Source organism: Cognatilysobacter tabacisoli, from assembly GCF_003586305.1.
GTDB classification, from domain to species: Bacteria; Pseudomonadota; Gammaproteobacteria; order Xanthomonadales; family Xanthomonadaceae; genus Cognatilysobacter_A; species Cognatilysobacter_A tabacisoli.
This window is the reverse complement of the sequence record NZ_QXJI01000004.1, coordinates 169923-187045: the sequence shown is the minus strand read 5'-3', so window position 1 is coordinate 187045 and position 17123 is coordinate 169923. Positions and strand designations below refer to the sequence as shown.

Below are 17123 nucleotides of genomic sequence, written 5' to 3'. Positions count from 1 at the left end.
TGTCACAGCAGCGTGCGTCGCATGTCGGCCAGCAGCTGGCCGAGCGTGGCGGTGAAGCGCGCCGCGGCCGCGCCATCGATCACCCGGTGGTCGTAGCTCAGCGACAGCGGCAGCAGCAGGCGCGGCGCGAACTGCTTGCCGTCCCACACCGGCTTGATGGCGGACTTCGACACACCGAGGATCGCCACCTCCGGCGCGTTGACGATCGGCGTGAAGCTGGTGCCGCCGATGCCGCCGAGCGAGCTGATAGAGAAGCAGCCGCCCTGCATGTCGGCCGGGCCGAGCTTGCCGTCGCGAGCCTTCTTGGCCAGTTCCGACGTCTCCTGCGCGATCTGCAGCACGCCCTTGCGGTCCACGTCGCGCAGCACCGGCACGACCAGCCCGTTCGGCGTGTCGGCGGCGAAGCCGATGTGGAAATACTGCTTGAGCACCAGCTGGTCGCCGTCGAGCGACGCGTTGAAGTTCGGGTACTGCTTGAGGCAGGTCACCACCGCCTTCATCAGGAACGCGAGCATGGTCAGCTTGACGCCGGCCCCGCTCTTATCCGATGCCGCGTTCTCCTTGTTGAGCGAGACGCGCAGCGCTTCGAGCTCGGTGATGTCGGCGTCGTCGTGCTGGGTGACGTGCGGGATCATCGCCCAGTTGCGGGCGAGGTTCGCGCCGGACAGCTTCTGGATGCGGGTCAGCTCGCGCGTCTGCACCGGGCCGAACTTGGCGAAGTCGACCTTCGGCCATGGCAGCAGGTTCAAGCCGCCGCCGAGCGACGGGCCGGTGCCGCCGGCGGCCGCGCCGGCCGACACCGCGCCGCCCGAGAGCACGCCCTTGACGAACTTCTGCACGTCTTCCTTGCTGATGCGGCCGCCGCGCTCGCTGCCGGCGACCTGCATCAGGTCGACGCCGAGCTCGCGGGCGAACAGGCGCACCGCCGGGCTCGCATACGGCACCTTGTCGGGCATCAGTTCGTCGGCGGTGAACGCGACCGGCGGCGAACTCGGCGGCATCGCTTCGGGGTCCATCGCCGAGGTGGCCCCGGCGAGCGGTGCGGCGGCGACGATCTCGCGCTGCGCGAGCTTGTCCGGCTGCGCGGACGGTGCGACCGGTTCGACCTTGGCACCGGTTTCGGACGTGGCGACCGTCGCCGCTGCGGGCGCAGCCGAAGCGGCGGGCGCGGCGGCCGGGGCAGGTGCGTTGGCCTTGGCTGCATCGGCCTTCGGCGCACCGCCGGCGGGCGCGGCCGCGTCGCTGGGCTCGATCAGCGCGACCACGCTGCCTTCGGCCAGCTCGTCGCCGAGCTTGACCTTCAGCTCGCGCACGACGCCGGCGAACGGCGCGGGCACTTCCATCGTCGCCTTGTCCGACTCGAGCGTGACCAGCCCCTGGTCCTGCGACACCGTGTCGCCCACCTTGACCAGCACCTCGATCACCGGCACGCCGTCGTAGCCGCCGATGTCGGGGACGCGTGCTTCCTTCAGCTCAGCCATGTGGGGCTCCGCAATGCGCGAAAAAACCCATTGTGGCCGCAGTTCCCCCGCACGCCAACCGGATACGGCACGGTATCGCCGCCGGGAATACGTATGCAGCGCGGATTTGCACCGCCGCGCACGGGGCGCCGCCCCGCGACCGCCCCGCTCGGCTCAGGGCGATGGCGTCGGCGCGGGCGCCGGGGCCGGCGCGTCGGCCTCGATCAGGTCCAGCGGGCGCTCGTCGATGCGCAGCTCGAGCGCATCGTCGAGCGCGTCGAGCGCCTGCATGCGGCGGCACAGCGCCTGTGCGCGCTGCTCCAGCGCCTTTGCCCGCGGCTGCACCTGCGCCTCGATCTGCGCGTCGAGCTGCTCCAGCCGCTGCAGGCGCGAGGCGTCGCCGCTGAAGGCGGCGCTGATCGCGCCGCCGACGATGTCGCCGAGCAGGCTCGGGATGACCTCGCCGACCGCCTCGGCAATGCCGCGGCCGAGCTCGTCGGCGGAAAAGTGCGTGGCGGTCACCGAGCGCGCCAGTCGCGCGTCGAGCTGCGCGCGCACCTTCGCGTAGCGGGCCTGGGCGGCCGCCGGATCGCTGCTGAAGCCGGCGGCGACCTCCGACAGCGCCGCGAACGCGATGTCCGCGGCGTCGCGGCCGAGCTGCTGCGCCTCCGGCATCGCCTCGCGCGCGCCGCGCTCGAACGCCTCGACCCGCGCGCGGTCGGCCGGCGACAGCTCGCGCCAGCGCCCGTCGACGAACAGCCGGCCCTGGCGCATCACGACGGCCTTGGGCGTCGCGTCGTCGCGGGTGAACACCACGCTGCGCTCGCTGACCGACAGTGCGTAGTCGCTGTCGACGCGGCAGCTCGCGGCATCGGCATCGTCACCGGCCAGCGCGGTGCCTGCGGCGCCGGCGACGCCGGGGGCGACCAGCAGCGCGAGGGACAGGCGGGATGCGAGGTGCATGGCAAACCCCTTGGATGGCCGACGGTCGGTGACGGCATGTTGACGCGAATCGCGTCGCGGCGCGATGCCGTTCGGCGCGCTGCTTTGAAACGGTTCCTGCATGTGCCCTTCACGCCGTCGATCGCGCGCGATCGGCGGCGGTCATTCGCGATTCATGCGCGAAAGCCTTCAACGACGGGGCCTGCAGGATTTCAAGCGCGGAAGTTCCACGTGCACGACCGCCGGGCCAAGAAGCGTTCATGCACGGCTTCCTACGGTGGCCCGGCCTGCGAAGGCACCAAACCAAGAACGAGGAGTGTTCACCATGATCCGTCTTCCCCACTTGTCCCGTCGTTTGCCCCTTGCCCTGATGGGCGCGCTGGCGCTGGCCCCTGTCGCGTACGCGCAGGACGGCGAAACCGCGGGCGACAAGCGCTTCGCCGTGGTCGGCGGCTACGCGCTGTCCGAGCCGACCAAGAATCCCGAGATCGCCGGCACCCGCGCGCAGGTCGATGGCGACGGCGCCGCGACGCTGAGCGCCACCTGGTACGCGACCCCGAACATCGCGGTCGAGGCCTGGGGCGCGGCCGACAAGTTCGGCCACCGCGTCAACACGGCCGCCGGCAAGGCCGGCAGCGTCAACGCCCAGCCGTACGCGCTGAGCGGCCAGTACCACTTCGGCGACGGCTCGCAGGCCGTGCGTCCGTTCGTGGGCCTGGGCTACTACGAGCAGAACTTCGACAACGAGACCGCCGAGCCGACCGGCCCGCTGGCCGGCCAGCGCATCGGCATCGAGACCGCCAAGGGCGCGATGGCGACGGTCGGCGTCGACGTCAACATCACGCCGACGTGGTTCGCCCGCGCCGACGCCCGCTACCTGCAGGGCAACTCGGACGTGAAGCTCAACGGCATCAACGCCGGTGAGGCCGAGCTCAACCCGGTCGTGGTCGGCGTCGGCGTCGGCGCGCGCTTCTGATCCAGTAACGCGCACCACGAGCAACGCGCACCGGATCTCTCTCCCCCGTGCGCATGCGGGCCCCTGAGCGGGGCCCGCTTTTTTTTGCGCGCCGTTCGTCGAACGTCAGGGGTGCTCGGACACCAGGTGCACGCGCTCGCGCCGCAGCAGGTACAGGCCGCTGGCGACGATGATGCCGGCCCCGATCCACGTCACGCCGTCCGGCAGCACGCCCCACAGCGTCAGGTCGAGCAGCACCCCCCAGACCAGCGCGGTGTACTCGAGCGGGGCGATCAGCGACGCCTCGCCGCGACGGAACGCCTCGGTGATCGCGTACTGCGCCAGCGCCCCCGACAGGCCGACCCCGGCGATCAGCCACAGGTGCTCGCCGCGGACGGGCACCCACTGCGGCCACGCCAGCAGCGTCGAGCCCAGCGCGATCGACACCATCAGCCAGACCATCATCGATTCGGTGCTGTCTGTGCGTGCGAGCACCCGCACCAGCAGCGTGCCGATCGCGTAGGCCAGCGCCGAGGCGATCACCGCCAGCGCCGACAGGCTCAGCAGGCCGTCGCCGGTCGGGCGCAGCAGCACGACGACGCCGACCAGCCCGATGGCGATCGCCGTCCAGCGGCGCGGGCCGACGCGCTCGCCGAGGATCGGCACCGACAGCGCGGTGACCAGCAGCGGCGCGACGAAGAACAGCGAGTACGCGGTCGACAGCGGCAGCCCGCGCAGTGCGTAGACGAAGCCGACCATCATCACCACGCCAAGCACGCCGCGCAGTGCGTGCAGCGGCCAGCGCACGCGCAGCAGCGGCCGCACGCCGCCGCGCCACAGCGCCCACGGCAGCACGAACGGCAGCGACGACAGTCCGCGCAGCGCGGCGACCTGGAACGCCCCGTAGTCGGCGGTCAGCTGCTTGAGCCCGGCGTCCATCAGCGCGAACAGCGCGACGGCCACCAGCATCGACAGCATCGCCGCGCGCGACGACGCCGCCGCGGTCATGCCGACCCGCCGCGCAGGCGCCGGCGCACGCCCCACGCGTACGCGCTGGCGTAGCCGAGCAGCGCGCCGCCGGTCGAGAACAGCGTGGCCGGCTGCAGCCACCACGGCGCCGGCGCGGCGTCGCCCAGGTGCGCCGAGCGCCACAGCGCCACCGCGATGCGCGCCGCCACGAGCAGGGTCAGGGCCGCGACCAGCAGCCGGTTCGGCGTGTAGTGCAGCTGCGCGCCGTCGTGCTCGAACCGGGTCAGCCACAACCCGACCGTGCCGAGCACCGCGCCCGCCGCGACGCCGCCGGCCGCGTGCACCAGCGCGCCATCGATCCACAGCGCCGACGCCGCCGCGCTGGCCGCGAACAGCGCCAGCGCGACCAGCGACGCCCAGGCGTTGACGCCGACCGCCCAGCCGACCGCGCGGCGCCGGGCGTGGCCGCGGCGATAGCGCTGCCACAGCGACAGCGGCAGCAGCGCGATCACCAGCGCCACCAGGCACAGCGCCAGCAGCGGCAGCAGGAGCAGCAGCGGCATCGGTCAGGCGGCGTCGCGCAGGCTGGCGATGTCGATCACGAACCGGTAGCGCACGTCGGCCCTGAGCATGCGTTCGTAGGCCTCGTTGATCTGGTCGATCCCGATCAGCTCGATGTCGGAGGCGATGCCGTGCGCGGCGCAGAAGTCGAGCATCTCCTGGGTCTCGCGGATGCCGCCGATCAGCGAGCCGGTCAGCGTGCGCCGCTGCATCACCAGCGCGCCGGCGGCGACCGCCGACGGTTCCGGGATGCCGAGCAGCACCATCGCGCCGTTGAACTTCAGCAGCGACAGATAGGCGTTGTAGTCGTGCGCGGCCGACACGGTGTCGACGATCAGGTCGAACGACTTGGCCAGCGTTTCGAACGTGGCCGGGTCGCGGGTCGCGGCGAAGTGGTGTGCGCCCAGCGCCAGCGCGTCGCCGCGCTTGGACTCGCTGCTGCTGAGCACCGTCACCTCGGCGCCCATCGCCACCGCCAGCTTGACCGCCATGTGCCCGAGCCCGCCGAGGCCCACCACGGCGACGCGGTGGCCCGCGGTCACGCCGAAACGCTTCAGCGGCGAGTACGTGGTGATGCCCGCGCACAGCAGCGGCGCAGCGCGGTCCAGCGGCAGGCCGTCGGGGATCCGCAGGACGTAGTCCTGGTCGACGGTGATGTGGGTCGAGTAGCCGCCGTAGGTCGGGCGGCTGCGGTCGAAGCGGTGGTTGGCGTCGCGCTCGTAGCTGTTGTACGTGCCGCTCATGCCGAAGTCGCAGTGCTGCTCCTCGCCGGCCGTGCACTGCGGGCAGGTGCGGCACGAGTCGACGAAGCAGCCGACGCCGACGTGCTGGCCGGGCTGCAGGCCGGTGACCTGCGCACCGACGCGTGCGACGCGGCCGACGATCTCGTGGCCCGGCACCATCGGGAAGATCGAGCCGCCCCATTCGTCGCGGGCCTGGTGGATGTCCGAGTGGCACACGCCGCAGTACAGGATCTCGATCAGCACCTCGCGCGGACCGGGCTCCCGGCGCTCGATCGTGTGCGGCGCCAGCGGTGACGTCGCGCTGGCGGCGGCGTAGGCGGGGGTCTTGAGCATGGCGCGGCTCCGGTCGTTCGGGGGGACCGGCAGTCTAGCCCCGCGTCGACCGCGCCATGGCGCCGGCCCGCGGGACGCGGCGTTCCGCCCCATTCGTGGCGCTGCAGAAAAAAGGCGGCCCGAAGGCCGCCGAAGCAAATCACTGCGCCCGGGGGCGAGGATTGGAAAGTAATCGCTAATTAGTGCGGATCAGAACCCGGTCGACAGACTCACGCCCGCGCCCCAATCGGGGCTGCCGTCGCTGAGGCCGCCGACGGCGTAGACCTGCATCTTCGTGCGCTCGCCGGTCGGGAAGCTGTAGAAGCCGGTGATCTCGCTGCGGTCGTCGGCGTCGTCGGAGGCCGGCTGCCGGTAGTCGTACATCAGGCCGAGGCTGTTGCCCTCGCCCACGCGCCAGCTCGCGCCGACGTTGGCGTTGAACACCGAGTCGACGTCGATGAAGTCCGAGTCGCCCAGCAGCGTGTAGCCGACGCCGCCGAACAGCAGCGTGCCGCTGAAGTCGCGGTACAGGTCGACCGCCACGCCGTAGTCGTTGGCGCCGGTGCCCAGGCCCTTGTCCTCGTCGGCAGTGGCGATCTTGGCGTTCGCGGTCAGGTCGACGCCGAGCGGACCGCCGGTGTCGACGCTGTACGTCGCCGCCAGGCGCAGGTCGCCGATGCCCGACTCGGTGCCGGGTTCGACCGGCTCCTGCGCACCGCCGCCGATCAGGCCGCCGCGGCCACGGCGGTTCGGGTTGAGGTTCAGCACGCCGCCGAGGCCCGGCACCACGTTCGGGTCGCCCTCGACGCGCACCCACGGCAGGCTCGCCTTGTAGGTCCACGCGCCGGCGGTGTACTTCGCCGTCACCGGCACAGACAGGATCTTGGTGGTGGTTTCGGTGCCGTAGTCACCGCTGCTGTAGTCGACGCCGACGCCGAGGTTGAACCCGTCGGCCGCGTGCGAAGCGCCGGCTGCGAGCAGCAGGGCGCCGAAAAGGACAGAACGCTTCATTGGATATTCCTGGACGGTGGACAAGACGACGGGCGCCGCGCGGCGCCCGTCGGAATCACATGCGGGCAGGCCCGGCGATCAGCGGCCGGCGCGCTCGGGCTTGGCCGGACGCTCCGGGCGCTCCGGGCGGTCGATCTTGGCCGGACGCTCCGGGCGCTCGACCTTGGCGACGCGCTCGGGCTTCCCGGTCACACGCTCGGCCTTGCCGGTCGCGCGCTCGGCCTTGGCCGCCGCGGCGGCCTCGTTGCGGTTGCCCGCGCTGATCAGGCTGCCGAGCTTGAACCCCATCTCCTTGGCGATCGCGCCCCAGCCCATGCCGTCGGCGCGCATCGCCAGCACGCCGCCGCTGGTCGTCGTCGTCGTGGTGCCGTCCGGGTTGGTGGTCGTGGTCGTCACGCCGGTCAGCGCCGACTGCAGGTCGGGCGCGGTGCCGGCATCGACCAGCGCCTGCGCCAGCGACAGGGTGATGTTGACCTCGCCCCAGCCCATCGGGCCGTTCGGGTTGACGATGGTGCGCTCGACCGTCGACGTGGTCGTCGTGGTCGTGCCATCGGGATTGGTCGTGGTGGTGGTGACCTCCTCGAGCACGACGAAGTCGCCGCCGCTGCGCAGGTCGGACACCAGGTCCGCGGCCGCTTCGGGGGAGCCGGCCAGATCGGTGTAGCGGTCGACCAGCTTGGCCTTGGGCACGGTGGCTTCGGCGACAATCGCGTCGTCGCCGGCGTCCTGCGCCAGCACCGGGGTCATCGTGAACAGCGCCGCGGCAAGCGCGAGCGGCAGCAGCTTCATGGAAGTGGTCATGTGCATGGTCCTTTCTGCAGTGGAAGGGTGGTTCACGGAACGGGCCGCCAGCGCGGCTGGGACCGGATGCTAGGCGCAAGCGGCGTCGAGGTTCCGTGTGTTCAGGCTCGCGTTCATCCGCGATTGCGGTGACCGGCGCGCCGCGTGACCGCGCTCCCACTTCAGCGACACGTAAGTACCCGCCAGCCCTGCAATTACCGCCTGTCGGCCAATTCGACCGCGATGCGCTACGCTGCGCGCCCCGTCACCGTTCACCGCCGCCATGCCCTCGTTCGACATCGTTTCCGAAGTGGACCAGCACGAGTTGACCAACGCCGTCGACCAGGCCAACCGCGAGCTGTCGACGCGGTTCGACTTCAAGGGCGTCGACGCGAAGTTCGAGCTCGACGACGGCGTCATCGCGCAGTCGGCGCCGAGCGACTTCCAGCTCAAGCAGCTCAACGACATCCTGCGCGCGCGGCTGGTTGCGCGAGGCATCGACGTGCGCTGCCTCGAATTCGGCGACGTCGAGACCAATCTCGCCGGCGCGCGGCAGAAGGTCACGGTCAAGCAGGGCATCGAACGCGAGCTGGCGAAGAAGATCCAGTCCGCGCTGAAGGACGCCAAGCTCAAGGTCGACAGCCAGATCAACGGCGACAAGCTGCGCGTCAACGGCAAGAAGCGCGACGACCTGCAGGCGGCGATCGCGGTGCTGCGCGCGGCCGAGTTCGAGCGCCCGCTGCAGTTCGACAACTTCCGCGACTGACGAGGCCGGCCGCGCCGCGCCGACCCGCTTCCGATGGCCACGCACGATCCGATTGCCGACACCCGCCGCTGGCTCGAACGCGCGGTGATCGGCCTGAACCTGTGCCCGTTCGCCAAGGCGGTGACGGTCAAGGACCAGGTCCGCTTCGTGCTCAGCGACGCGACGACGCCGCAGGCGCTGCGCGACGACCTCGCGCGCGAGCTGGCGCTGCTGCGCGACGCCGACCCGGACGCGATCGACACCACGCTGATCGTGCATCCGCGCGTGCTGGTCGACTTCCTCGACTACAACGACTTCCTCGACGTCGCCGACGCGCTGGTCGAGTCGATGGACCTGGCCGGCGAGCTGCAGGTCGCCAGCTTCCATCCGGACTACGTGTTCGCCGGCACCAGTGCCGACGACCCGGGCAACTGCACCAATCGCGCGCCGTACCCGACCCTGCACCTGCTGCGCGAGGCGAGCATCGACCGGGCCGTCGCGGCGTACCCGGACCCGGACGTGATCGTGAGCCGGAACCTGGCGACGCTGGAGCGGCTCGGCCTCGACGGCTGGCGCCGGCTGCTGGCCGACTGAGCGCGGCGCGTCAGGTCAGCGCGGGTTCGATCAGCACGCGCGCATGGCGCAGCGACTCGACGATCCGGTGGCCGAGCGCGCGCACGCCGTCGTCGGGCGGGACGAGATCGGGCACCTGGATCGGGGTCATCCCGGCCGCCAGCGCCGCGCGCACGCCGGGCGCGGAATCCTCGAGCACGACGCAGCGTGCCGGATCGACGCCGAGCCGCTGCGCCGCCAGCCGGTAGATGTCCGGCGCCGGCTTCGGGTGCTCGACGTCGCTGCCGGTGACGACGTCGCGGAAATGCGCCAGCAGGCCGCAGCGCTCGAGCTTGAACAGGGCGCGCTCGCGCCGGGTCGACGTGACCACCGCGCACGGCAGCCCGCGCCCCTGCAGCACGCCGAGCAGCTCGAACACACCGGGCTTCAGCGGCAGGCCCGCGTGCACGCGCACCTCGTACAGCGCGTTCGCGCCGTCGACCAGCGCGTGGACCTGCGCCGGATCGAGCCGCGCGTGCAGCAGGTCCAGGCAGGCGCGGTCGTGCAGGCCGACCATCGACAGCCACAGCGCGTCGTCGAGGTCGAGCGCCAGGTCACTCGCCGCCGCGCGCCAGCACTCGAGCAGCGCGCGCTCGCTCTCGATCATCAGCCCGTCCATGTCGAACAGCACCGCCTCGGGCGCGAACCCGATCGCCGGTGCGTCGAACGCGTCCAGCCGCCTCACGGGACGGCGCTTTCGAACAGCCGCTGCAGGTCGGCAGCGCCGAGCGCGCGCCACTGCCCCGCGGGCAGGTCGTCGAGCGCGAGGCCGCCGATCCGCGGCCGGTGCAGCGCCTCGACGTGGTTGCCGACCGCGGCGAACATCCGCCGCACCTGGTGGTAGCGGCCCTCGGTCAGCGTCAGCCACGCCCGGCGCGGGCCGAGCACCTCGAGCGTGGCCGGGGCCAAGGGGGTCTTCTCCGACTCGAGCATCAGCGTGCCGCCGGCGAACACCGCGGCCTCGTCGCCGCGCAGGTCGCTGGCCAGCGTGGCCTCGTAGACCTTCGGCAGGTGCGACTTCGGCGACACGATGCGGTGCAGCAGCTGGCCGTCGTCGGTCATCAGCAGCAGGCCGCTGGTGTCGCGGTCGAGCCGACCGACCGGCGACAGCAGCGGCGAGCGCAGCCGGTAGCGCGACGGCAGCAGGTCGTAGATGACGCGGCCGGGGTCCTTGGTCGAGCAGGTGTAGCCGGTCGGCTTGTGCAGCATCAGCGCGAGCCCGGCCGGCGGGTCGAGCGGCGCGCCGTCGACGCGGATCGCGTCGTGCTCGACCCGGTCGTCGGCATACAGCACCTCGCCCTCGGCATCGGTGATGCGGCCGTCGCGGAACATCGCGGCGACCTCCTTGCGGCTGCCGTAGCCGAGGTTGGCGATCAGCTTGACCAGCTTCACCGCCGCGCCCCGGTCGTGCGGGCGGCGGGGCGCGCGGCCTTGACCGCTTCGACGACCTTGAAGCCGCCCTGCTGGGCGACCGTGCGCACGCTGCCGAAGTTGGCGTCCAGCGCGGACTCGTACGGCAGGTGGCGGTTGGCGACCAGCCACAGGCGACCGCCCGGGGCGAGCGCCTGCGCGGCGACGGCGATGAACCGGCGGCCGAGGTCCGGGCGCTCGTGCCGGCCGTGCGCGTGGAACGGCGGATTGGTGACGATCACGTCGTACGCGCTGTCGATGCCGGCGGTCACGTCGTGCCAGTGGAAGCCGATCGGCCGCGTCCCCGCGTGCGTCGCGAGGTTGGCGCGGGCCAGTTCGAGCGCGCGGTGCTCGGCTTCGTACAGGTCCAGCGAGGCGATGCGCGGGCAGCGCTCGAGCAGCTCGGCGGCGAGGTAGCCGTAGCCGGCGCCGAGGTCGGCCGCGCGGCCGGCGAGATCGGCCGGCAGGTGCGCGGCGAGCAGCGCCGACGCCGGGTCGATGCGGTCCCACGCGAACACGCCGGGGCGGCTGGTGAAGCGCCCGCCAAGGATCGGACGCGGCGCGTCGAGGCGCGCCCACTGGGCCGCGAGCGCCGGGTCCACCTGGTCGGCCAGCGGCGCGGTCCAGAACACCCGGCACTTGTGCTTCGACAGGCTGCCGACCGGGCCGGCCAGCGCGCGCAGGTCGGCCTCGCCGGACTTGGCCCCCTCGTCGTTGGCCAGCGCCGCGACCACGCGGCCGCCCGGCGCGCAGCGCGCCACGGCCTGCGCATACAGCGCGCGCGCCTCGTCGCGCTGGCGCGGCGGCAGCAGCAGCACGAGCGGGTAGCGGGCGTCGTCGGCGGGGGCGTCGGGTTCGACCACCGCCAGCCCGGAGCGGCGCAGCGCATCGACCTGCGGCTTGAAGCCCTGCTCGCACACCAGCCCGGGCAGCGGGCGCTGGTGCAGCGGCCAGCCGTCGCGGGCGCGCAGGAACAGGACGCGGCCCGGGCCGGCGCCTGGCGCGCCGGAGGCCTCCGGCCACGGCAGCAGGCCGTCGGCGAACGGCAGCAGCAGGGCCTGCAGGGCGACGTCGTCGATCTCGACGGTCATGGGGGCTCGCGGTACGAAGGGACGCGTATGGTACGCGGGGCCTTCTTCACGCCGAGCCGCATTCAGGTAGCGGATGGTGCGGCCCCGGGCCGATGCCCGGCCGACACCCGGTCCCACGACAAGGAGATTTCCCGATGCGCCTGCTCGTCCTGCTACTGTCCCTGCTGATGCCCGTCGTGGCGTGGCTGTCGAACTCGGGCACCTTCGGCCCCGACAACGGCACCGTGTCGAACCAGTACCCGACCCTGCTGGTCGCCGCCGGCTACGCGTTCGCGATCTGGGGCCTGATCTTCCTGCTCGACGTGGTGTTCGGCGTGCAGCAGCTGCGCGCGCGCGACGCGGCCGGCAGCGGCCTCGACCGCGCGCGCCTGCCGGCCGCGCTCGGCTTCGCGCTGACCGCGGCGTGGATGCCGGTGTTCTCGCAGCAGCTGTTCTGGCTGGCGCTGGCGATCATCTGGGGCGCGCTGGCGTCGCTGGCGGTCGCCGCGATCCGCATCGCGCGCGACCCGGCGCCGTCGCCCGGCCAGGGCTGGTGGGCCGCGTTCCCGACGGCGCTGCACGCCGGCTGGCTGTCGCTGGCCGCGTTCCTCAACACCGCGCAGGTCATCGTCGCGTACCGGCTGCTGCCGACCGACGCGATGCTGGGCTGGAGCCTGGTGCTGTTCGCGCTGGCCGCGGCGCTGCTGCTGGCGGTCAACCAGCGCCTGCGCGGCAGCGTGGGCTACACGCTGGCCGGCCTGTGGGGCCTGGCGGGCGTGTACATGCAGCAGTCGGCCTCGTCGCTGGCCGGCGCCGACACCGCCGCCTGGGTCGCGGTCGCGATCGCCGCGGTGCTGCTCGCGCAGACGCTGTGGCTGCGCATGCGCCGCTGAGCGCGACGCCGCACCGATGAGGCGCCGCGCGGCTCAGGCCGCGCGCGCGCCGTCGCGGGGGCCGGCGTCGAGCTGGCGCATCAGCCCCTGCATCAGCCACGACAGAGCCACGCACGCGATCACCGCGCTGGCCCAGGTGCCGGCGCCGTCCGGCAGCACCGTTCCCAGCGCGTCGCCGGACGGCCACCACGTGCCGCCGTAGGCGCCGGCGACCGCCACCGCGGCCACCGCGAACAGCGCCACCAGGCCGCGCAGCAGCCAACCTTCCAGTCGCTCGTCGAACGCCGGCCCGGCCGCCGCGCGGCGGGCCACCTGCGCGGCGAAGTCATACGGCACCGCGTCGAGCGGCGGATGCCGCAGCGCCCGGGCCAGCAGCCGGTACTCGGCGACCCGGGCATCGTCGCCGACCGGCACGCCGAGGCGCTCCTCGCGCAGCGCGCGCTCCTGGGCGTCCCACTCGGCGCGGACGCGCGGGTCGTCGAAGCGCACCTCGCCGGGGCGGGCGGGGTCGAACGGGGGGCGCGGCGGGGTCGGATCAGTCGTCTTCATGCGGTCACTCCCATCCGGGCCTGCAGCCGCTCGCGCAGCCGCGCACGGGTCCGGAACAGATGGCTCTTGATCGTGCCCTCGGCGAGCCCGGTGATCCGGGCGATCTCGACGATCGGCACGTCGTCCAGGTGATACAGCGTCAGCAGCGTGCGCTGCAGCGGGGCCAGCGCCTCGATCTCGGCGTGCAGCCCGGCGGCGATCTCGGCGTCGGCGCAAGCCGCCTCCAGGTCGAAGCCGTCGCTGACCTGGTCGAGCAGCGACAGGCCGTCGTCGTCCGGGTCGGCGACCTCGGCGATCGGGATCCGGCGCTTCTCGAGGTGGCGCTTTGCGACCGAATACGCGACCTGGCCGATCCACGACTTCAGCGCGCTGTCGCCGCGGTACTGGTGCAGGCACTGGTGCACGCGCAGGAACGCCTCCTGGCACAGCTCGCGGGTGTCGTCGGGGTGGCGGACCATGCGCTGGATGATGTGCCAGCACAGGCCCTGGTACTCGCGCACCAGCCGCTCGAACGCGCCGGGGGCGCCGGCGAGGACGTCGGCGACGAGGCGCTGGTCGGGGTCGGTCATGGCGTGTCCCGGGTCATGGTGGCTTGGATACGCGAAGGGGCCTGACGGTTGCAGCCGGGCCGGAATTTTTTTCCTGCAACCGATCCGCCGCGGCCCGTATCTCCTGGCTCGACCCCGGACATTCCGTCCATCCCGTCCCGCTCGACCGCCCGAGGCCCGCCATGAACTTCGAAATCCTCATCCCGATCACCCTGTTCATCTGCATCGTCTACGCGATCAAGTCCGTCGTCGACGCCCGCGTCCGTTCCAAGCTCATCGCAGCCAACGGCTCCGACGAGCTGGTCCGGTCGATGCTGCAGGGCGAAGCGCACCAGCGCCGCCACAACTCGCTGCGCTGGGGCATCGTGCTGCTCGCGCTCGCCATCGGCTTCGCCGTGATCGAGGCGGCCGGCTGGCGCGAAGTCACCCCGGGCGTGATCGCCGTGCTGCTCGGCGTCACCGGCCTGGGCCACCTGGGCTTCTACCTGACCTCGCGCAAGCTCGCCTGAGGCGCCAGCGCGTCGCGACGAGGCGGCCGCGCGCAGCGGCCGCCTTCCCGCGTGCGTCCGTGGCGACGCGCTTCACGGCGGGCCGACATCGCGAAACCCGCGCTGAGCCGTGCGCTGCCGGCTTCATCGGCGATTCGAATTCGCCTGTCGAGACTGCGCCCTCCCCCACCCAGGAGACGCATCGCGATGGATGCCAACCGAACCTTCGCCCCGCGCGCCTTGCGCACCGCCCTCGTCCTCGGCCTTGCCGCCGCATTCGCCACCGGCACCGCCATGGCCCAGGACGCGCTGACCAAGCCGCAGGTGCGCGCCAAGCTCGAGGCGCAGGGCTACACCAAGATCAACGACATCCAGTTCGACGACGGCACGTGGACGGCCGACGCACGCAGCGCCGACGGCAACCGCGTCGAGCTGCGCATGGATGCGCGGACCGGCGAGGTGTTTCCGGACGAACTCGTCGGCAACCTGAGCAAGGACGACGTCAAGGCACAGCTCGCCGCGGCCGGCTGGTCGAACGTGCATGACATCGACTGGGACGATGGCGTGTGGAAGGCCGAGGCCGACGATGAGAACGGCCGCGACTTCGAGGTGCGGATGGACCCGAAGACCGGGAAGATCATCGGCACCGAAAAGGACTGATCCCCGGTCGCCGAGAAGGTGGCGCCGCTACGGCTGCGCCACCGTGATGATGGTGCGGTCGGCGCGACGCTCGACGCTGCGGTGCTGGTCGCGCGCCAGCAGCGCGTCGGGCGCCGCGCTGGCCGGCACCCGGATGCGCTCCGGTATCACGATGCGGAAATCGACCTGCGCGGCGGCCTTGACCGGGCCGGACCCGGGTGCGCGCTGCGACGCCGCCACGGCCGGCTGGCACGCCAGGACACCCGCCAACGCCGCGCTCCAACCGATCAGTCGGAGCCGTGTGACCATCACGCTCGATCGCGCGTCCATGACTGCATCCTCCTCCTGCGTGCGCGCCACCACAGTGCCGGTCGTCATGCACGCACGACCGCCGATGCGCTCGGAATGACGCGTTCAGCACGCGCCATGCGCCTTCTGTGATGCACGTCACGAGGACGCGGCAGCGGCCAAACCGGTCGCATGCGCGCGCGCCGCATCGGCACACCCAATCGCCCACGAAAAAGCCCCGCGATGCGGGGCTTTCGTCGTTGACCGCCTGCGAGCGCGGCTCAGTGGTGCAGCAGGATGTCGGCGATGATTCCGGTGGCCACCGCGATCAGCACGAACTTGCCGTCGTCGGTCCGCACCCAGCGGTGCCCGCGCGGCGGTGCGGCCAGGTGGTAGTGGCGGTAGTCCTCGACGTAGTAGCGCGGCTGCAGGTAGACGACGTCGATGCGCTCGCCCTTGTGCCAGCCCTTGTGCTTGCCCGGCGGGTGCCCGTAGTGGCCGCCATGGCGATCGCCACCGTGACCCTTGCCCTTGCCCTTGCCATCGGCAAGCGCGGCGGTGGACGTGAGCGCGAACAGCGCGAGCGACGTGGCGAGCAGAAGACGCTTCATGGTGGTTCCCCCCGGTTGGATGAATCGGCTGGCGGATCGTAATCAGCCCGCGCGGCCGTGGGGGCGGCCGCGCGCGCGCATGGTGCGATTGGCGACGCCGGTCACCCTTCGCCTTCAGGCGGCGTTGGGGCATCCGCCGTTGCGGGCCGGGCGCGACGTGGCGCCGCGCCCGCCCGCAGCCGCCCGCGCAGGTCAGAAGTCGACGCGCAGCCCCACCGACACCGGGACGGACACCCGGCTGCCGGTGTCGTTGATCGACGCCAGCCCGAGCCCGCCGATCGCGCTGTCGTCGCCGTCGAGGTCGTCGACGTAGCGCACGCCGGTCTCGGCGCGGAACTGCACGCGCTCCGAGATCGGCACGACCACGCCGAGGTCGAGGCCCGCGCTGCCCTTCCACGCCTTCTTGTAGAACGGCGCGTCGTTGATCGTGATGCCGGCGTCCGGGATCTCGAACGTCGCGGCGATGTCGTCGGTCTGGGTGGCGCCGAGCCGGGCGGCGACGTACGGGCGGGCGTGCCCGGGGTCCATGAAGAAATAGCGGTAGCCGACCTCGGCGCTGAGGCTCTTGTACTCGCCGAACGTGCCGTACACCGGCAGCGTCGTGTTGAGCGCCGGCACGAACGCGCCACCGACCTGCACGCGCCCCTGGTCCGCGCGCGTGTAGCGCACCTGCCCGAACAGCTCGCTGCGGTCGCTGAGGCCGTAGCCCAGCTCCAGTCCGAGGCCTTCGGCCAGGTCGTAGATGCGGTCGTGCTTGCGCGATTCGATCCGCAGTTCGGCCGAGACGCCGGCCAGCGCCGGGTTCAACGGGCCCAAATCCGGCACCGGCGCGATCGCACCGCCGTGGACGTCACCGCTGGCCGGCGCGTCGACGCCGCCGAACAGCGAGAAGGAAAACTTGCCGGCTTCCGGACCCGCGGCGAAGGCGGGGGCGCTTGCGAAGACCAGAACGGTCGCCAGGAGCTGCTGCTTCATGCATCACCTCGTAGTCGTGCTGCTGATGGGGGAAGCCCCGCGCATCGCTGCGGGGCGTTGCCAGCTACGGCGGAAAAAAACCGCGGGATGCACCCGGCCGCGGCGCCGGAGGCATCGTCTCGGCGTACCCCGCACGACCCGATTGGCCCGCAGGCGGGACGAAGATTCCGGCGCGCGGCGGCTTATCGGCGCGTGCCTCGGTCCGTAGGCTGTGCGCTCCCCCGTTTCGCAAGGCCCGGCCCATGCTCACGCCCCGACAGGCCCAGCTCGCCTTCGTCCCGCTCGTCGCGCTGTCGATGTCCGGCTTCATCAGCCTCGCCCTGACGGTGCTGAACCTCGGGCTGACCGCGCGGGTGTGGCCGACGTGGCTGCAGCAGTGGCCGGTCGCGTTCGCCGTGGCGCTGCCGGTCTCACTGCTGGTGGTGCCGTCGGTGCGTGCGCTGCTGGCGCGGCTCACGCGCGCCCCCGCCGCGACCGCGGCCGGCGGCGTCGGCGACTTGGGCTGATGGGCCGCGACGCGCGGCGGCGCGAACGCGGCGGCTACGATGCCCGCCTGCACACG

At 72.3% G+C, this 17123-nt stretch carries 22 protein-coding genes; 7 read left to right on the top strand and 15 right to left on the bottom strand.

Annotation, left to right across the window (positions count from 1 at the left end):
* Nucleotides 1-2: 2 nt before the first annotated feature.
* Nucleotides 3-1481, bottom strand: coding sequence for a dihydrolipoyllysine-residue acetyltransferase (locus tag D3A60_RS13380; protein WP_119719270.1), 1479 nt, complete (start codon nt 1479-1481; stop codon nt 3-5).
* 153 nt (nt 1482-1634) lie between these two features.
* On the bottom strand, nt 1635-2423 hold the full coding sequence (locus tag D3A60_RS13375; RefSeq protein WP_157981493.1) for a DUF2884 family protein: 789 nt from the start codon (nt 2421-2423) through the stop codon (nt 1635-1637).
* Nucleotides 2424-2727: 304 nt separating this feature from the next.
* Between D3A60_RS13375 and D3A60_RS13370 the strand changes: the two genes are divergently transcribed.
* The gene (locus D3A60_RS13370) at nt 2728-3378 is read left to right on the top strand and encodes an OmpW/AlkL family protein (protein WP_119719268.1); all 651 of its coding nucleotides are present in this window, start codon (nt 2728-2730) and stop codon (nt 3376-3378) included.
* A 105-nt stretch (nt 3379-3483) separates the two neighbouring features.
* Here D3A60_RS13370 and D3A60_RS13365 read toward each other — a convergent pair whose 3' ends face one another.
* The 5 genes from D3A60_RS13365 to D3A60_RS13345 all read right to left on the bottom strand — a co-directional run bounded on the left by D3A60_RS13365 (nt 3484) and on the right by D3A60_RS13345 (nt 7754).
* Nucleotides 3484-4365: a DMT family transporter gene (locus D3A60_RS13365; protein WP_196778750.1), complete on the bottom strand. Its 882-nt coding sequence runs from the start codon at nt 4363-4365 to the stop codon at nt 3484-3486.
* Nucleotides 4362-4889, bottom strand: coding sequence for a CcdC protein domain-containing protein (locus tag D3A60_RS13360; protein WP_119719267.1), 528 nt, complete (start codon nt 4887-4889; stop codon nt 4362-4364). The genes D3A60_RS13365 and D3A60_RS13360 overlap by 4 nt, the downstream gene beginning before the upstream one ends.
* Before the next feature lie 3 nt (nt 4890-4892).
* Nucleotides 4893-5963 carry an NAD(P)-dependent alcohol dehydrogenase gene (locus D3A60_RS13355; protein ID WP_119719266.1) on the bottom strand — a complete coding sequence of 357 codons (1071 nt, stop codon included), beginning with the start codon at nt 5961-5963 and terminating at the stop codon, nt 4893-4895.
* A 189-nt stretch (nt 5964-6152) separates the two neighbouring features.
* On the bottom strand, nt 6153-6953 hold the full coding sequence (locus D3A60_RS13350; RefSeq protein WP_119719265.1) for a transporter: 801 nt from the start codon (nt 6951-6953) through the stop codon (nt 6153-6155).
* A 78-nt stretch (nt 6954-7031) separates the two neighbouring features.
* Entirely contained in the window at nt 7032-7754 is a 723-nt protein-coding gene (locus tag D3A60_RS13345) for a hypothetical protein (protein WP_157981492.1), read from the bottom strand.
* Nucleotides 7755-8016: 262 nt separating this feature from the next.
* Here D3A60_RS13345 and D3A60_RS13340 point away from each other — a divergent pair, with 262 nt between their 5' ends.
* Together D3A60_RS13340 and D3A60_RS13335 are read left to right on the top strand one after the other, a co-directional pair.
* Nucleotides 8017-8499 (top strand): YajQ family cyclic di-GMP-binding protein, encoded by a 483-nt coding sequence (locus tag D3A60_RS13340; protein ID WP_119719263.1) that lies wholly within the window; start codon nt 8017-8019, stop codon nt 8497-8499.
* A gap of 33 nt (nt 8500-8532) precedes the next feature.
* Entirely contained in the window at nt 8533-9072 is a 540-nt protein-coding gene (locus D3A60_RS13335) for a DUF1415 domain-containing protein (RefSeq protein WP_119719262.1), read from the top strand.
* Between the two features lie 10 nt (nt 9073-9082).
* Here D3A60_RS13335 and D3A60_RS13330 read toward each other — a convergent pair whose 3' ends face one another.
* Genes D3A60_RS13330 through D3A60_RS13320 form a run of 3 tightly spaced genes read right to left on the bottom strand, consistent with a single transcriptional unit; the run spans nt 9083 to nt 11591 of the window.
* Nucleotides 9083-9766: an HAD family hydrolase gene (locus D3A60_RS13330; protein WP_407062792.1), complete on the bottom strand. Its 684-nt coding sequence runs from the start codon at nt 9764-9766 to the stop codon at nt 9083-9085.
* 5 nt (nt 9767-9771) lie between these two features.
* Complete coding sequence (locus D3A60_RS13325) at nt 9772-10482, bottom strand: pseudouridine synthase (RefSeq protein ID WP_119719261.1); 711 nt, start codon at nt 10480-10482, stop codon at nt 9772-9774.
* Nucleotides 10479-11591 (bottom strand): class I SAM-dependent methyltransferase, encoded by a 1113-nt coding sequence (locus D3A60_RS13320; protein ID WP_119719260.1) that lies wholly within the window; start codon nt 11589-11591, stop codon nt 10479-10481. The genes D3A60_RS13325 and D3A60_RS13320 overlap by 4 nt, the downstream gene beginning before the upstream one ends.
* Nucleotides 11592-11725: 134 nt before the next feature.
* On the opposite strand from D3A60_RS13320, the gene D3A60_RS13315 reads away from it, so the two are divergent.
* Nucleotides 11726-12463, top strand: coding sequence for a hypothetical protein (locus D3A60_RS13315; RefSeq protein WP_119719259.1), 738 nt, complete (start codon nt 11726-11728; stop codon nt 12461-12463).
* Nucleotides 12464-12496: 33 nt separating this feature from the next.
* On the opposite strand, the gene D3A60_RS14595 is transcribed toward D3A60_RS13315, so the two are convergent.
* Both D3A60_RS14595 and D3A60_RS13305 read right to left on the bottom strand, forming a co-directional pair.
* A complete protein-coding gene (locus D3A60_RS14595; protein ID WP_157981491.1) occupies nt 12497-13012 on the bottom strand; it encodes a hypothetical protein in 516 nt (171 codons plus the stop codon).
* Nucleotides 13009-13581, bottom strand: a complete 573-nt coding sequence (locus D3A60_RS13305; RefSeq protein ID WP_119719257.1) for an RNA polymerase sigma factor — start codon at nt 13579-13581, stop codon at nt 13009-13011. The genes D3A60_RS14595 and D3A60_RS13305 overlap by 4 nt, the downstream gene beginning before the upstream one ends.
* 161 nt (nt 13582-13742) lie before the next feature.
* Here D3A60_RS13305 and D3A60_RS13300 point away from each other — a divergent pair, with 161 nt between their 5' ends.
* Both D3A60_RS13300 and D3A60_RS13295 read left to right on the top strand, forming a co-directional pair.
* Nucleotides 13743-14069, top strand: coding sequence for a DUF6249 domain-containing protein (locus D3A60_RS13300; protein ID WP_119719256.1), 327 nt, complete (start codon nt 13743-13745; stop codon nt 14067-14069).
* Between the two features lie 186 nt (nt 14070-14255).
* Entirely contained in the window at nt 14256-14708 is a 453-nt protein-coding gene (locus tag D3A60_RS13295) for a PepSY domain-containing protein (RefSeq protein WP_119719255.1), read from the top strand.
* Nucleotides 14709-14735: 27 nt separating this feature from the next.
* Here the strand turns inward: D3A60_RS13295 and D3A60_RS13290 are convergent, their stop codons facing one another.
* The 3 genes from D3A60_RS13290 to D3A60_RS13280 all read right to left on the bottom strand — a co-directional run bounded on the left by D3A60_RS13290 (nt 14736) and on the right by D3A60_RS13280 (nt 16561).
* A complete protein-coding gene (locus tag D3A60_RS13290) occupies nt 14736-15017 on the bottom strand; it encodes a hypothetical protein (protein WP_119719254.1) in 282 nt (93 codons plus the stop codon).
* Between the two features lie 239 nt (nt 15018-15256).
* A complete protein-coding gene (locus D3A60_RS13285; RefSeq protein WP_119719253.1) occupies nt 15257-15586 on the bottom strand; it encodes an RcnB family protein in 330 nt (109 codons plus the stop codon).
* A gap of 192 nt (nt 15587-15778) precedes the next feature.
* Complete coding sequence (locus tag D3A60_RS13280; protein WP_119719252.1) at nt 15779-16561, bottom strand: hypothetical protein; 783 nt, start codon at nt 16559-16561, stop codon at nt 15779-15781.
* Nucleotides 16562-16803: 242 nt separating this feature from the next.
* Here D3A60_RS13280 and D3A60_RS13275 point away from each other — a divergent pair, with 242 nt between their 5' ends.
* Nucleotides 16804-17067 carry a DUF2798 domain-containing protein gene (locus D3A60_RS13275; protein WP_119719251.1) on the top strand — a complete coding sequence of 88 codons (264 nt, stop codon included), beginning with the start codon at nt 16804-16806 and terminating at the stop codon, nt 17065-17067.
* Nucleotides 17068-17123: the final 56 nt, after the last annotated feature.

What these genes read in the sequence shown, in the direction of transcription:
- D3A60_RS13380 (WP_119719270.1), bottom strand. Translation starts at nt 1,481, where the DNA reads ATGGCTGAGCTGAAGGAAGCACGCGTCCCCGACATCGGCGGCTACGAC.
- D3A60_RS13375 (WP_157981493.1), bottom strand. Translation starts at nt 2,423, where the DNA reads ATGCACCTCGCATCCCGCCTGTCCCTCGCGCTGCTGGTCGCCCCCGGC.
- D3A60_RS13370 (WP_119719268.1), top strand. Translation starts at nt 2,728, where the DNA reads ATGATCCGTCTTCCCCACTTGTCCCGTCGTTTGCCCCTTGCCCTGATG.
- D3A60_RS13365 (WP_196778750.1), bottom strand. Translation starts at nt 4,365, where the DNA reads ATGACCGCGGCGGCGTCGTCGCGCGCGGCGATGCTGTCGATGCTGGTG.
- D3A60_RS13360 (WP_119719267.1), bottom strand. Translation starts at nt 4,889, where the DNA reads ATGCCGCTGCTGCTCCTGCTGCCGCTGCTGGCGCTGTGCCTGGTGGCG.
- D3A60_RS13355 (WP_119719266.1), bottom strand. Translation starts at nt 5,963, where the DNA reads ATGCTCAAGACCCCCGCCTACGCCGCCGCCAGCGCGACGTCACCGCTG.
- D3A60_RS13350 (WP_119719265.1), bottom strand. Translation starts at nt 6,953, where the DNA reads ATGAAGCGTTCTGTCCTTTTCGGCGCCCTGCTGCTCGCAGCCGGCGCT.
- D3A60_RS13345 (WP_157981492.1), bottom strand. Translation starts at nt 7,754, where the DNA reads ATGACCACTTCCATGAAGCTGCTGCCGCTCGCGCTTGCCGCGGCGCTG.
- D3A60_RS13340 (WP_119719263.1), top strand. Translation starts at nt 8,017, where the DNA reads ATGCCCTCGTTCGACATCGTTTCCGAAGTGGACCAGCACGAGTTGACC.
- D3A60_RS13335 (WP_119719262.1), top strand. Translation starts at nt 8,533, where the DNA reads ATGGCCACGCACGATCCGATTGCCGACACCCGCCGCTGGCTCGAACGC.
- D3A60_RS13320 (WP_119719260.1), bottom strand. Translation starts at nt 11,591, where the DNA reads ATGACCGTCGAGATCGACGACGTCGCCCTGCAGGCCCTGCTGCTGCCG.
- D3A60_RS13315 (WP_119719259.1), top strand. Translation starts at nt 11,726, where the DNA reads ATGCGCCTGCTCGTCCTGCTACTGTCCCTGCTGATGCCCGTCGTGGCG.
- D3A60_RS14595 (WP_157981491.1), bottom strand. Translation starts at nt 13,012, where the DNA reads ATGAAGACGACTGATCCGACCCCGCCGCGCCCCCCGTTCGACCCCGCC.
- D3A60_RS13305 (WP_119719257.1), bottom strand. Translation starts at nt 13,581, where the DNA reads ATGACCGACCCCGACCAGCGCCTCGTCGCCGACGTCCTCGCCGGCGCC.
- D3A60_RS13300 (WP_119719256.1), top strand. Translation starts at nt 13,743, where the DNA reads ATGAACTTCGAAATCCTCATCCCGATCACCCTGTTCATCTGCATCGTC.
- D3A60_RS13295 (WP_119719255.1), top strand. Translation starts at nt 14,256, where the DNA reads ATGGATGCCAACCGAACCTTCGCCCCGCGCGCCTTGCGCACCGCCCTC.
- D3A60_RS13290 (WP_119719254.1), bottom strand. Translation starts at nt 15,017, where the DNA reads ATGGACGCGCGATCGAGCGTGATGGTCACACGGCTCCGACTGATCGGT.
- D3A60_RS13285 (WP_119719253.1), bottom strand. Translation starts at nt 15,586, where the DNA reads ATGAAGCGTCTTCTGCTCGCCACGTCGCTCGCGCTGTTCGCGCTCACG.
- D3A60_RS13280 (WP_119719252.1), bottom strand. Translation starts at nt 16,561, where the DNA reads ATGAAGCAGCAGCTCCTGGCGACCGTTCTGGTCTTCGCAAGCGCCCCC.
- D3A60_RS13275 (WP_119719251.1), top strand. Translation starts at nt 16,804, where the DNA reads ATGCTCACGCCCCGACAGGCCCAGCTCGCCTTCGTCCCGCTCGTCGCG.